Source organism: Nostoc sp., assembly GCF_036917135.1.
Taxonomy (GTDB): domain Bacteria; phylum Cyanobacteriota; class Cyanobacteriia; order Cyanobacteriales; family Nostocaceae; genus Nostoc.
Genome location: NZ_JBALEA010000023.1, coordinates 318936 through 333433, shown reverse-complemented (window position 1 = coordinate 333433; position 14498 = coordinate 318936). Strand labels below are relative to the sequence as shown.

Below are 14498 nucleotides of genomic sequence, written 5' to 3'. Positions count from 1 at the left end.
TTTAATAATTAGCTAAACTTATTAAAGTATTTTGCCAACAATATTTTTCATGAATGATTTTTATGCCAGAAAATAAAATTGAGAATATGGTAGGGCAAAAAGCAGAATTAGACAATTACATTGGACAATTTTTAAACAACCGCTATTTAATCAGAGATTTGATTGGCAAAGGGGGGATGGGTAGAGTTTATTTAGCAGAAGACACTGCTAAAGGTGGTATACCGATCGCAGTCAAAATCTTATCACTTAGTTTGGCGAATCAACAAATGTCCCAGCGCTTTGCCAGAGAGATTTTTATTGGCGCTCAATTGGGTCGAAAAAGTAAACATATTGTCCGTATTTTAAGTTATGGAGTGACTGAGGATAAAATTCCCTTTTTTGTGATGGAATACCTCCAAGGAAAAAATCTCAAACAAATTCTCAAAATTCAGCCATTAACAATACCGAAGTTTTTGGAGATTTGTAATCAAATTTGCTTAGGCTTACAATGTGCCCACCAAGGTATCAGCCTCAAAGGAGAGATTTATCCGATTGTTCACAGAGATATTAAACCAGAAAATATATTTATTAGTGAAGATAGTAAACAAGGAGAAATTGTCAAAATACTCGATTTTGGGATTGCCAAATTTCTCACAGAGCGAAGTGGAATGACGCTGACAGATTCTTTTATTGGTAGTTTACCTTACTGTTCTCCAGAACACATGGAAGGGCGCAAACTGCTAGATGTCCGCTCTGATATTTATAGTTTAGGAGTACTAATGTTTGAAATGCTGACAGGAAAACATCCATTTCAAACAAAAAGTAACTCCTTTGGTACTTGGTATCAAGCCCATCGCTTTCAAATGCCACCTACAATTGAGGAAGTGAATCCGCAAGTCAAAATACCGCAGATATTAGAAAAAATACTGATGAGTTGTTTAGCCAAAGAAGTAAGCGATCGCCCTCAAAATATCAACCAAATATTACAAGATTTAGAAAAGGTTAATATTCAGCTTAATGATGTTATTCCTAGCAATAGCAGTGACATTATTAAACTCTCGCTCCCAGTTCAATTAGTACCCGCAACTTTATTATCAGAAAAAGAGTGTTTACAGAAAAATTGGCCTAAAAATAAACCAATTGCCCCAATTGGATTTCCCCATTTACTACAGACTCTCCAAAGACCCATACCAACTTTTTGGGCAATGTTGCCCAAACAAGAGATTACAAAATTTTTGGATAAAATACATGGCACTGAATTTATTAGTAAAATGGATGTATACCCAATGCTCTTGTGGGTAACAGTACTATACGATGCCCAACCTTATATGACTAAGTGGCTACCTTATTTTCTGGATTTAAAAGATAATAAAGGGCAGAATATAGCACGTAGTTTAGCAGAAGTAGGCTACTATCATCTACTATTTTTTCCGCTAGAAGAGCCAACCCGTTGCTCTCATGTAACAACTTTAAACCTCACGGCTAACCAACGTCAGCAACTTGTAGATTGGTTAAATATGAGTCAACAGTCAAATGAATTAATTTTGCCTAATCAAGCCAAAAGTATTCTAAAAACAGATTACGAAAAGCTGAAATTAGATATCTTAAAAAAGTTATCCGCACATCAAAAAGCGGAGAAAGAAGGTTTAACAAATTGGATGGATAAATTCATGGAGATTTTTTTTAAACTTTTATCACGTTCTTGAAAGTCTGCAATGATAATCAAAGCTTGCCACCATTACCTAATGATATTTTTATGTATGTATTGCTAACTTTAAATGGACTCAGCAGCAGAGGTGAACAAAATGAATCAGAGCTTATTTTCATCTCCAAGTAGTACAGGCTTGCTTGCCAATCGTTATCAACTCAAGGAATTGATTGGTAGCGGTGGCATGGGTGAAGTTTTTTTAGCAAATGATATTTTGTTAGGAGGTATACCGGTTGCTGTCAAATTTTTGACTCAAACTGTTGTCGATGCCAAGATGCAACAAGACTTTGTTCGTGAAGCTTTAATGAGTGCAGCTTTGAGTCAAAAGAGTGTACATATAGTGCGGGCGTATGATTATGGCGTGAATGAAAAAGGAAAACCCTACTACGTCATGGAATATCTATGCGGGAAGAGTTTAAAGGATTTAATTCCGTTGCCCCTCCCCATGTTTTTGACTCTCTCTCGCCAAATTTGTTTGGGCTTACAGTGCGCTCATCAAGGTATTAACATTGATGGCAAAATTTCTCCATTAGTTCATAGAGATATCAAACCTGCCAATATATTAGTTATTCCTGATCCGATATTAGGTCAATTAGTTAAAATTCTCGATTTTGGTATTGCTAGATTTTTAGATTATGCATCAACAGCTAGTACATATAGGGGATTTAATGGCACTTTACCCTACTGTTCTCCAGAACAACTAGATGGAGAAAAATTAGATAGTCGCTCTGATATTTATAGCCTGGGTGTGATGATGTTTGAGATGCTCACAGGCAAAAAACCTTGGGAACCAGAAACTAATTACTTTGGTGCATGGTATAAAGCACATCATTTTGAAGAACCCAAAGCGATCGCAGATGTGAAACCCACTCTAAAATTACCTCCAAAACTAAATAGTTTAATCATGGCTTGTATTGCTAAAAAAGCCAGCGATCGCCCACAAAATATTGCTCAAATTTTGCAAGTATTAAACAGTTTAGAACAATCAAATTCTCCTAGTTTACCTACAACTTCATCTCCTAGTTCCATTTTTAGCCACCCCTTAGATTCGGGATTAACAATCACAGTAGAACAAAGCTGTCGGCAACTTTTGTGGCCTCAAAATAAACCAATTCAAGAAATTGTTTTTCCCCAGCTTCTAGATACTGCACAAGGATCGATGACAGCACTATGGTTGATGTTGCCTAAACAAGAAATCAAAAACTATGCGGTTTCTACCCGTTACAACCAGTTTATCTTCATGACATCCCCTCACCCAATGCTGTTGTGGGTGACTATACTCTACAATCGGCAATTTGCTCCTAAGTGGCTACCGTGCTACTTAGATATGCAAAATCCCCAAAATCTTAAGCTGGTAAGTTTCCTGGCTGAAAATGAACACTATCCTTTGATTTTCTTTACTCTGGAAGCACCACATTCCTATACCAACCTTCTCAGCAGTCGCATCGAGCCAACTCAACGGCAAATGTTGAAAACCTGGGTGCAACACAGTCATAGTCTACCACCGGCTTCTGAACCCCAGTTGAGCAAACAGCTATTAAAGCAGCAGTATAAACAAATGCAATCCCGGATATTGCAGCATCTAGAATCAGAGCCACAGGTTGTATTATCAGGATCTAGTTAAGTGAACTGCTCCGCCGTAAGACGGACGGAGCTTCCCAATTCATCGGCAATAGCCAAGAAAACTCCGTAGTTCTATTGGTCTGACATTGCCTCCAAGGGCAGGAGTCCTGGTTCCCAAGACCCAAATCTTTTACCCTGAGCGAAGCGGAAGGGTCTTCTTGCAACATATACCTAAAAGCTAATGGTTTTCGCTTATGGCATTGATGGTGAAAAACGCGGTCTTGGGGTCTCCCCAAGTAGAGCGATTTTGAACCCGGAGGGTCAAGACTCAATAATTCTATCAGAAAATTTTGGCGCTGTCTTGCAAAGTTGCTCCTCTTGGGGAGACCCCAAGACCGCACTTTGCGCTTAGTCATACATAAGCGTATTTGTTTTTGCTAATGCAAAAAAACAATACTGGATGCAATCCTCATCCCCCGCTCACAATCCCCACCTTATGAGTACATTGAAGCTGGGAACTTCCGCGACACGTTAACCATCTTCTTCGGTCAAGACTAAGTTAATCTGGCAGGTGTAGGATAGAGATCCTACATCAACTCTTGATTTTTTATGTCTGCTACGCCTCTTGTATCTCAGGTTGACTCACACAACCCAGAAAAATCAGAATTAATCCCACCCCTACTAGGTGCCACTGTTGCGGAATTAACTACTTGGGTACAGCAGCAGGGACAACCTGCTTACAGAGGAAAGCAACTGCATGAATGGATCTATGACAAGGGTGTGCGATCGCTATCTGATATTTCTGTCTTCCCCAAGCAATGGCGGAAAGAAGTAGCAGAAATCCCTATTGGGCGCTCAATTCTACATTACCGCTCAATGGCACCCGATGGCACAGTCAAATATCTTTTGCGATTAACAGACGGGCAAATTATTGAAACTGTTGGCATCCCTACCTTCGCAGAAGGGGGAGATGGCCCAAAAGCCCGTCTGACAGTTTGCGTCTCAACTCAGGTAGGTTGCCCAATGGCGTGTGATTTCTGCGCTACTGGTAAGGGAGGCTACAAACGCAACCTAGAACGGTACGAAATTATTGATCAGGTGTTGACTGTGCAAGAAGATTTTCAGCAACGGGTTAGCAATGTGGTGTTTATGGGACTGGGTGAACCGTTGTTGAATACTGAGAATGTCCTCGCAGCCTTGAAATCTCTAAATCAAGATGTCGGTATAGGACAGCGATCGCTTACAGTTTCAACAGTTGGCATTCGCGATCGCATCCGTCAGTTCGCCCAAAATAATTTGCAAGTAACTCTGGCTGTAAGTCTCCACGCACCCAACCAACCACTACGAGAAAAACTCATCCCCAGCGCCCGCAACTATCCTCTAGAAGATTTGCTGGCTGAATGTCGGGAATATGTAGAAATAACTGGCCGCCGCGTTACCTTTGAATATGTTCTCCTTGCTGGTGTTAACGATTTACCAGAACACGCCTTACAACTTTCAAAATGCCTGCGAGGATTTCAAAGTCATGTGAATTTGATTCCTTACAACCCCATCCAAGAAGTAGACTACAAACGCCCCAACCGCGATCACATTCAAGCTTTTGTCAACGTCCTTAAGGAGCAAAATACTGCTGTTAGTGTGCGTTATTCTCGTGGTTTAGAAGCCGATGCTGCTTGCGGACAACTGAGAGCAAGTAAGAATTAAACAAGCTTAGAAGGTTAGCAATTACTGCCACAAGGCGGCGGGAGAAATTGTTATATTAAGGTTAAGCGATCGCTCAACCCAACCCATAACAAATAACTGTATGTTGAATCGCTCATTGATGCTTAAACTATGGCTATTGGTAATTGTTCTTGCAAAAGCTTTGCCGATGAATTCTCCTGCTTATGGACAAATAATTCAGACGAATCCTCAGCAACCTGAGTTCTTTCAAGAAAGAGTTAGACAACAACAAGAGGAGCGAAATCAGCAAACACAAGAGCAATTGCAGGAAACATGGCTACGGCTAAACCTTAAAAAACCACAACTACAACAACAACAGAGAATCCAACAGCAAGTATTTACACGGCAACGGCAAGAACTGATACGTCAGCAACAACTGAGAATACAACAAGAAGAAACGAGACTACAACAGCAAGAGTTTACACGACAGCAACAACAGATACTACAACAGCAACAACTCAGACAAGATCAACAAATTAGGCAACAGCAAGAATTGAGATTAGAACAACAGAGACAACAGCAACAACTAAGACAACAGAATAACAACCTGTCAAGTGTTCAAAGGTTTTGATAAATAACTTTATTATTAAAAATTAGAGAAAACATTCTCCAATTTTTAATTTTTATTATCTAGCGGTGTGCAAGAATTCCTGGGGCATAAGCCTCAATGACTTTTCCCGTGCGAGTGCAACTAATCATTAAATAGTCACAACTTGGGCATTGTGTCCGAGTTAATTGACTATCAGAAATATAATAGCGCTCCGCGTGGCTACCACAATTTGGGCAGTGAACCTTTTGTACTGTCTGCATTTTAAAACCTCTGGTTGTAATTATTTTCTACTTAGTAAAACTGCGCTTTAAACCAGTAAAAATTCTGGTTCGACCCAACTTAACAAACTGCCGTGATATTGGCTGATTATTTTAAACAAAATTTCAAGTTTGAAAACTTTATCTCTATTTATTATTCTAGAAGTTAAGTGATTTTACCCTCCTACTTTAGATACATAAATTATTTTTTAATCAAATGCTGCTTAGAGATTTACTGATCCCTATAATTAATGCCTTGAGAGAGCCTTGTTTATAGTCATTTCAGACTAATACAAAAAAGCCGTTCTTGTATTCAAAAGTTAAAACCCATAAAATACTGTATATTTAGTAACAAAATCCCCATCTTAAGATTTGGTTAACATTTGGTGATAATATTTATGAGATTAAATTATGTTGAGATAATTTAATTAAAATCACCGAACTTTAAGAGCAATACGCTTGGGTTAAGGCTAGTACTATGAGTATGAGTCAAAGTCATTTTTTTAACGTAGACGCTTCTCTACGAGACGCTACGCGTAGCTTGCTTCCACGAAGTGGTACGGCTTCCCGCAGGGTACCGCAGAGGCGCAGAGGACACGGAGAGAGAAGAAGGATGAGGAAAAATTGCTTAACTGAACTGTATTGACTTTAAGAGGGATGAAAATAATCGTAAATTTCTTGAGCCAAACGTGGCCCGATTCCTGCGACTTCAGCCAGTTGTGCGGTTGTTGCTTGCCGAATATAATCTACTGAGCGAAAATGTCCTAATAGCTGCTTTTGTCGATGATGTCCTAAACCGGGAATTTCATCTAAACGCGATCGCTTCAATTTATCACTACGCTGCTGACGATGGAAACTCACTGCAAACCGATGGGCTTCATCGCGCAACCGCCGCAATAACTGTACTCCCGGTTGTTCTGCATCAGTTGTCAAGGGTTTAGATTCTCCCGGTAAGAAAATCTCCTCTCGCTGCTTTGCTAAACTCACAACTCGCAAGTCTTCTAATAAATTCATCTCTTGCAAAATGGCGACAACCGAAGATAACTGACCTTTACCGCCATCGATCATGATTAAATCAGGCCAGTCAGGATTACCCAAACGTGCTAATTGCTGATCTTCCCCATACTTGCGAAAGCGGCGCTGGATAACTTCAGCAAGACTAGCAAAATCATCTGAATGTCCTGCTGTCACTGTGGGATTTTTGATTTTGTAGTGGCGATAGTGCTGTTTGGCTGGTAATCCGTCGATAAACACCACTTGCGAAGCCACAGCATTTGAACCTTGAATATGGGAAATGTCATAACCTTCAATCCGGTGGGGTGCATCTGGTAAATCGAGAATGGCGGCTAAATCTTGCATTGCTTGGTGATTGCGATCGGCAAATTTTTGCATTCTTTGCAATTCATACTGAGCATTTCGCTCTACCATCTCAATTAATTCTGCCTTAGTTTGCCGCAAAGGAGTTAAAATTGTGACTTTTTTACCTTTACGTTGAGTTAAGACATCCGCCAATATCTCCGCATCTGGTAAATCATGCTGTACCAAAATTTCTAAGGGTATTTCCACGGAGTCAGCAGTTTGGTAATGTTCCTCTAAAGCTCGTTGTAAAATAGCTCCCGGTTCGGCGTGAGCATCCGCCACAAAAGCTAAACGTCCTACCAATTGGCCGGCGCGAATCTGGAATAGTTGAATGCAAGCGTGCTGTTCATCGGCTGCCAGTGCGATCGCATCCCGCGAAACGGTATCATCTGGTAAGGACACTTTTTGGTCGGCTGTCAGCGACTTTAACCCAGAAATTTGATCGCGAATCCGTGCTGCTGACTCAAAGTTCAAGTTTTCAGATGCTGCGTTCATCTGTTGAGTCAAAATCTCAATCAATTCCTGAGTTCGCCCTTGGAATACCATCGCCACCTTTTGCACAATTTTGCGATATTCTTCTGGTGAAGTCAGCTGTTGACACACACCCGGACAACGCCCTAAATCATAATTTAAGCACGGACGGTCTTTAAAAAGTGGCTGAGGCCGTTGTCGCTGTGGAAAGATCCGCTTGCAGATGCGGACAATTTCTCGTAACAAACCAGCATCAGTATAAGGCCCATAAAACTTATCCTTTTCTTTACCGAATTGGCGTTTACGGGTAATAAAAATTCGTGGATAATCTTCTGACCAAGTAATGCAGAGATAGGGATATTTTTTATCATCTTTGAGCAGCACGTTGAAGTATGGCTGGTGCTGCTTGATCAAATTGGCTTCTAGCGCTAAAGCTTCGGCTTCAGTATCAGTGACGATGAATTCAATTTCTGTCACCAACTTGACCATCGTGGCGATGCGTTCACTCTTATTGTAGCCATCGCGGAAATAGGAACGGACACGCGATCGCAACTTACGTGACTTACCTATATATATAATGCGATCGCTCCTGTCCCGCATGAAATAAACCCCCGGTTCCGGTGGAATTTCGGCTAGACGGTTTTCCAGTCGTTCTGGCTCTTTAACCAGTGGTAATATTTGAGTAGATATTGTCACAACCAAAATTAAGTAATCTTTCTCTATTTTAAGAAAAATTATTTTTTCGTGCCGATTTACAGACTATTTATCAAGTAAATATAAAGTAGCCATCCCCACCAAGAGAAGTCTGTAGACACTTCTGCGGCTTCCTTCAGGGTGGGTAAGTTTTCCAACTACTAGTCCACCACACCAACTATAAGTTCGTAGTCAGGACTTTAGTCCTTGACTTGAGCGCTTTAGCGCTCACTACAAACCAAGCATTATTGACTTGACGAACTACAGACCTTTGCCAGAAAACTTGCTGCAAGCATCAGAACATCTGCGATCTTAGTCATCGGCTGCTACTGTCAGAATAAAAACTTTACTTTTTGAATTTATAATTAACATCTTTAAATTGATAACGTTTTATCATCTGAAACTTCATATTTTAGATAAAAATATTTTTTGTATTTAACTTTATTACTTTTTAAGGATAAAAAATATGTTTAGATATCGCTTAGATAAATGTCAAATAAAAATTTTATAAATTGCCAATATTTCGGTTTACTGATTGGAGTTATAACATTAAGCGAATTAACGGATTTAGGAAATTAACTTTACGATTATGATTGAGAATATAGTTATTCTAATGATTTCAGACAAGAGCTAAACCATGAATTTACAAGACTTTGAATCACAGTACCGTGAGGCTATGGCTGAAACTCTCAATGAACTGCAAACAGCAGTTTTGTTGTTAGCCCAAGTACAGCAGAAAATTTCAAAAATTGGCGGTTCTGTACAAACCCTTAGTGAGCGCGTTGAAGAGTTTATTGCTGACCAAAAAGCGGAATAAATGCACATCCAGCAGAAAAGTTTATCTGTGATGACAAGTAAACTGTTCTTCGATTGCCAGGATGAGATCCTTGAGCTTTAAAGGTTTGACAAAATAGCGGCGTGCGCCCAAACTCAAGGCTAGTTCTTGATCTGCTTTAAAAGCAAAGGCTGAAACCACAATGATCGGTATTTTTGACAAATTAGGTTTTTGCTGGACTTGTCTTAAGAGCGAATAACCATCGATATCTGGCAATTTTAAGTCTAATAACATTAAATCCGGCTTAAATTTCTCTATAGTTGAGAAAAAACTAGAGCCTTCTGATAAGCTTTGGACATCGTACCCACAATAACTTAGATAGTCAGTAAGTAACATCCGATTGAGATAATGGTCTTCAACTAGCAAAACTCGTCTAACTTTTTGTGACTGCAATGGCTGATCTGTCATTGATTAATTGTGCTGTCATTGCTACCTATTATCTGATAGTTTTAATTAAAAGCCAACAATTATTACCACAAATAGCTGCAAGAAATTAGGGAGCATCTCACCTTTGCAAATATACCTGACGATTAGAAATCGCGGCTACACAAACTTTCGTCCGCACTTCGACAGGCTCAGTGACCACCTGCGCGGACTCAAGAAATTGGAAACCCAGGTCGGTGGGTAAAGTCTGCTATAGCCACGAATTTTATTCGCCAGGGCTAGATATATTTTTACGAAAGTGAAAAGTCAGATGCTCCCAAGTAATTATTCATCAAAAAAGGGAGCTAGCAGCTCCCTTACTTGTTTTTAGTTTTGAACCCGCAATCTTAGATAGATGCTTTTTTAAATTTGCGTTGGGTAGCAAACACACCAGCAACACCTAGCAGACCCAGTATTATTGATGGTTCTGGGACTTGCTTTAAAGGAGCAATGTACCCAGGTGTGTTCCAAGTGTAATATGCACTGTAGGATACGCCGTCATCAGAGGCTGTAATTCCTGACGCAGTGGGCTTAAAGCTATAAGCGTAGGAGGTTGTACCACCAGTAACTACTTTGGCAATTTCACTAACTCCGATTGCACCTGTGTAGCCATTTAATGTCGCTTGGAAGTTGAGGAGGTCTTTGTATGATGTGAGTGCATCTATTTGAGATTGCAGCTTTTGCTTTTGAGGATCAGTAGCCAGTTTAAGCGATGCTTGAAGTAGTGAAATCTTAGCTTGAACATCTGAAGCGCTTACATCTGCTTGTAGTTTGACTGATATTGGTAGCACTCCTAGATTCAATATTGCTCCGACTCCTCCACTCCACACAGTGTTAAGATTATTACTAATTGTAGTTGAGAGTTTGCTCGTTACATCCAAGTTACCAACCAATTGCACTTGTACACCGCCATTTTGACCAAATTGGAAGCCACCAATGTTAGGATCTCCTATCCCCAATGAAGAAAAAGAACTTGTTATTAATGATTTGGTAGTGTCTGAAAACCCATTCCACACTGACTGAAATGGAGTATAGGCATTCACCAAATCAGTCACCCATTGCGAACCAAAAATTTTCCAGTCATCAGCAGTGATACTGCTAACGGTGGCTTTGTAGTCTCCTTGTGTGGCGGTGAAGCTAGCGTAAGAACCTGCGGCTGGGTTTTCGCTACTATACCAAAGCTCAACGTTAGAACTGGAATCGTTATCTGTCAAAGCTTTGATGGCAGCGTCAGTACCACCTGCTGCATTCCCCCTAATGAAGTCACCCTTTGAGGTACCAGTGTAAGTGTTAATTTCTGCTGTATTATCGAAGCTAAAAGATGTAGCGTGTGCTGGGGCAGTGGCAAGAGCGCTCACACCAATAGCCATTGAAGCACCAATTACAAGTTTCTGAAAATTCATCTTCATTGTTTTCAAGTCTCTGTTAGTTTGGAAGTTAAGTTTTAAACTACTGCCGTTTTTAGGCTTTGGCTGTCTTGACTAAAGGCTTTTTGGCAATACGGCGGCTTTTAAATGCAACCTGCATTGTTAGCCATACTTGGTATATCAGCGCACAAACCCAGTTTACGAAACGGAGAGACCTGATTGGGTAAAGTTCCTGCTGATTATCAATGAAAAGATGAAGAATATTTTGATACTTTTATAAGTTTAATTACGCATCTAGCTTAAAATATGTTGTTTTATAAATAACAATTCAATATTTTGAAGTTCAGTACAATACGGTAATTAGTAGGGACAGAAAAATTTGCATTGGTGTCAATTTAAGCCCAAACCCCTTTCAAACCTCGTTTCCAGCCTCTATTGGGCTGCTGCCACGAGTCACGGAGGCGGCAGCCCTCCCCTATGCATTGCCAGTCTCTGACTGGAAACGAGATAACGATATAATGTCTGAAAACTTCTTCTAGACGCTTTTACCTGAAGTTGACATCTATAACAACTGTGTGCCCCTACCGCGTGTTGCATTCCTAGACTTTTCCGCCAAAAATCCTTGGCGTTTCACTTGAGAAGAAATTCAATGAAGGAACTCAGCCATTCTTTCCACGGCAGTTTCTAACAAAGGTGGCTCATGCACCAAGGCAAAACGGACATACCCTTCTCCAGATTTGCCAAAACCAGCACCTGGGGAAGCGGCTACACCTGTTTGTTTGACTAGCTGGGTACAAAATTCTATGGAGTTTTGACTCCAATGTGAAGGCAATTTTGCCCAGATGTACATTGTGGCTTGGGGAGTAGGAACATTCCAGCCAATGCGGTGTAAGGCACTGATGAAAGCATTACGCCGCCCCTGGAAGGTGGCGACAGCAGATTTTACGCCAGCTTGAGGGCCAGTTAGAGCTGCGATCGCACCATTCAAGATTCCCCGATACTGATTAAAGTCAACGGCGGCTTTTACCTGGCGTAAGGCGTTAATTAATTGGGCATTACCGATGGCGTAGCCAATGCGGAAGCCGCCCATATTGTAGGACTTGGAAAGGGTGAAAAATTCAATTGAGACGCTTTTCTCTGGATCGGCTTGGAGAATTGAAGGGACTAGGGATCGGGTATTAGGGATTGGGGATTGGGAAAGATTTTTTCTAGTTCCTAATTCCCAGTCGCCAGCGATGCACTGAGCTTGTCGAAGTGTCCCCAGTCCCCAGTCCCCACTTTCCCCGAATACCAAATCTACGTAGGGGAAATCGTGAACTAGGACGAGATTGTTTTGCTGACAGAAGGCTACAGCTTCTTGGAAGAAAGATAAAGGCGCGATCGCAGCTGTGGGATTGTGAGGATAACTTAATACCATCATCCGCGACTGAGCCAAGACTGAGGCAGGAATATCAGCAAACACTGGTAAAAAACTGTTTTCTGCCTGTAGTGGCATTGGGTAGATTTGACCACTGGCTAGGTAGACTCCCCCAGCATGGGAGGGATAACCCGGATCGAGCAACAGGGCAAAGTCTCCGGGATTGAGTATTGCTAGGGGTAAATGGGCTGTGCCTTCTTGAGAACCAATCAGAGGTAGTACTTCAGTTTGCGGATCGACTTTGATGCCAAATTTTTGTTCGTACCAGTTGGCTGCGGCTTCCCGAAACCCAAGGGTACCATTAAACAACAGATAGCCGTGGGTGCTGCGATCGCCAAGAGACTGAGCGATCGCTTCAATGACGTGCGCCTCAGCTGGTAAATCAGAAGACCCCAAGGACAAATCAATTACCTGTCGCCCAGCAGCCAAAGCAATCGCTTTGGCTCTATCCATATCAGCAAATACATTAGATTGTAGGGGTTGTAAACGTTTTGCAAATTGTATGTTAGTCATTAGTCATTGGTCATTGGTCATTAGTCACTTGTACTGAGCGACGTCGAAGTATTGGTAATTTGCGATGAATTATTGACTAATTACTATTTAAGTGGGTATCTAGGAGAGCAAGTAATTTTTCTTTGCTGATGACTCCCTCAGTGGATTCTAGTAGTTTGTCTCCTTGAAATAGTCTGAGGGCGGGTACACCTTCCACTTGGTACTGCTTAACAGTGATTGGGTTGGGGTCAATTTCCATTTTCACGACTTTGAGGCGATCGCTATATTCGCTAGCAGCAGAGTTAATCGCGGGCGACATCAATTGACACGGCCCACACCAGGAAGCCCAAAAATAAACTAATACAGGCTGCTCGGCTTTTAACACTTCGGTTTCAAACTCAGCATCGGTTATGGTGATTACAGCCTTACTCATTGCAGTCTCCATCAGGTGGCGATCGAAGTTGGCACACACAATACTTTATCCCAAAGTCGTCAATAATCCATAGTCAATAATTCATGGTTAGGGACTGACAAATAAAAAATACTTAATTACTTCTTGTGGTGTGGGTGTTTCACCCGCCCGTAGTCAGAGCCCTAGTCAAAGGCGCTCATGTTGCCCACCCCACAAGATTGGATAATTTATTTATTTGTTGGAAATCTCTTATTTGGACTATTAACTATTGACGTAAAATCCCACACCTGTTGGCTGTGGGACTAGCTCAAATAAGTTTAAGTTTTCTGCCAATTTTACAGTTGATCCAATTGCTTACGTAGGGAATCCAACTCGGCATCAACTACCTCATTAGACTTAGGATTAGGAGCAGTGGTTTCTTGTTGCGGTGGCAGTTGGGGTTGATTTTGGGGAGTGGCGGGTGGTAACATTTGAGCTTTCAAAGCTGCCAATTCATCATCAACATCGCTACCAGATTCCAACCGGGCAAATTGACTTTCTAAATCAGCACCGGCTAACTCTCCTGCTGCCTGTGCGCGGGATTCTTGCATCAAGACCTTTTCTTCCATCCGCTCAAAGGCAGCCATTGCACTGCTGGTATTCATCCCACTCACCATGCCTTGGAGTTGCTCTTGGGCTTTGGCGGTAGTGATTCTCGCTCTGAGCATTTCTTTCTTGGTTTTAGCTTCAGAAATTTTGCTTTCCAGCTGGATTAAGTTGCGCTTAAGGGTTTCAACTTGAGTGCTTTGGGTATCTAAACTAGCTTTGAGGGCACCACTGGTGTCCGTATAAGTCTTTTTGCGTTCTAAAGCTTGTCGCGCTAAGTTCTCATCACCTTTTTGCAGTGCCAGTTGAGCATTGCGTTGCCACTTATTGATTTCATTTTGGGCATCATTGTATTGTTTCTCACTGCGTTTTTGGGCGGCGATGGTCTGGGCTACTCCCTGACGCAGTTGCACCAAGTCTTCCTGCATTTCCAGGATGGCTTGCTCTAGCATTTTTTCGGGGTCTTCGGCTTTGTTAACGAGGTCGTTGAGGTTAGAACTAACTACTCGCTTAATGCGATCGAATAATCCCATAACTTTGTTTTTCCTTGTGTAATTTACGCTTCTTGTTGGACAGTTAGCTTTTTTACTTTTTAATAGCTACCTATTTCAATGTAATCTTTCCGGTTTGAATCAGTACCTTCTAACAACTCTTAATTTTTAAGA

Annotated in this window: 12 protein-coding genes; 5 read left to right on the top strand and 7 right to left on the bottom strand. The window is 41.3% G+C overall.

The genetic code is table 11. From position 1 onward, the window contains the following. Positions 1 to 62: 62 nt before the first annotated feature. The 4 genes from V7K50_RS06225 to V7K50_RS06210 all read left to right on the top strand — a co-directional run bounded on the left by V7K50_RS06225 (position 63) and on the right by V7K50_RS06210 (position 5543). Positions 63 to 1685, top strand: coding sequence for a serine/threonine protein kinase (locus V7K50_RS06225; RefSeq protein WP_334958199.1), 1623 nt, complete (start codon positions 63 to 65; stop codon positions 1683 to 1685). A 99-nt stretch (positions 1686 to 1784) separates the two neighbouring features. Continuing rightward, positions 1785 to 3311 carry a serine/threonine protein kinase gene (locus V7K50_RS06220; protein ID WP_334958197.1) on the top strand — a complete coding sequence of 509 codons (1527 nt, stop codon included), beginning with the start codon at positions 1785 to 1787 and terminating at the stop codon, positions 3309 to 3311. A 548-nt stretch (positions 3312 to 3859) separates the two neighbouring features. Beyond that, complete coding sequence (rlmN, locus tag V7K50_RS06215; RefSeq protein WP_334958195.1) at positions 3860 to 4954, top strand: 23S rRNA (adenine(2503)-C(2))-methyltransferase RlmN; 1095 nt, start codon at positions 3860 to 3862, stop codon at positions 4952 to 4954. Between the two features lie 100 nt (positions 4955 to 5054). Next, complete coding sequence (locus V7K50_RS06210; protein ID WP_334958193.1) at positions 5055 to 5543, top strand: hypothetical protein; 489 nt, start codon at positions 5055 to 5057, stop codon at positions 5541 to 5543. A 59-nt stretch (positions 5544 to 5602) separates the two neighbouring features. Here the strand turns inward: V7K50_RS06210 and V7K50_RS06205 are convergent, their stop codons facing one another. Beyond that, positions 5603 to 5782 (bottom strand): replication restart DNA helicase PriA, encoded by a 180-nt coding sequence (locus V7K50_RS06205; RefSeq protein WP_334804792.1) that lies wholly within the window; start codon positions 5780 to 5782, stop codon positions 5603 to 5605. Between the two features lie 645 nt (positions 5783 to 6427). After that, positions 6428 to 8305 carry an excinuclease ABC subunit UvrC gene (uvrC, locus tag V7K50_RS06200; RefSeq protein ID WP_334958191.1) on the bottom strand — a complete coding sequence of 626 codons (1878 nt, stop codon included), beginning with the start codon at positions 8303 to 8305 and terminating at the stop codon, positions 6428 to 6430. Between the two features lie 634 nt (positions 8306 to 8939). On the opposite strand from uvrC, the gene V7K50_RS06195 reads away from it, so the two are divergent. Next, positions 8940 to 9119, top strand: coding sequence for a hypothetical protein (locus V7K50_RS06195; protein ID WP_334958189.1), 180 nt, complete (start codon positions 8940 to 8942; stop codon positions 9117 to 9119). A 21-nt stretch (positions 9120 to 9140) separates the two neighbouring features. Here V7K50_RS06195 and V7K50_RS06190 read toward each other — a convergent pair whose 3' ends face one another. The 5 genes from V7K50_RS06190 to V7K50_RS06170 form a co-directional block, all read right to left on the bottom strand. Then, positions 9141 to 9545 (bottom strand): response regulator, encoded by a 405-nt coding sequence (locus tag V7K50_RS06190; RefSeq protein ID WP_334958187.1) that lies wholly within the window; start codon positions 9543 to 9545, stop codon positions 9141 to 9143. 362 nt (positions 9546 to 9907) lie between these two features. Then, positions 9908 to 10969 (bottom strand): NF038130 family PEP-CTERM protein, encoded by a 1062-nt coding sequence (locus V7K50_RS06185; RefSeq protein ID WP_334958185.1) that lies wholly within the window; start codon positions 10967 to 10969, stop codon positions 9908 to 9910. Positions 10970 to 11573: 604 nt separating this feature from the next. Further along, positions 11574 to 12857: an LL-diaminopimelate aminotransferase gene (locus tag V7K50_RS06180; protein ID WP_334958183.1), complete on the bottom strand. Its 1284-nt coding sequence runs from the start codon at positions 12855 to 12857 to the stop codon at positions 11574 to 11576. Positions 12858 to 12933: 76 nt separating this feature from the next. Then, a complete protein-coding gene (locus V7K50_RS06175) occupies positions 12934 to 13269 on the bottom strand; it encodes a thioredoxin family protein (protein ID WP_334958181.1) in 336 nt (111 codons plus the stop codon). A 314-nt stretch (positions 13270 to 13583) separates the two neighbouring features. Then, a complete protein-coding gene (locus V7K50_RS06170) occupies positions 13584 to 14366 on the bottom strand; it encodes a PspA/IM30 family protein (RefSeq protein WP_334958179.1) in 783 nt (260 codons plus the stop codon). Between the last annotated feature and the right edge of the window lie 132 nt (positions 14367 to 14498).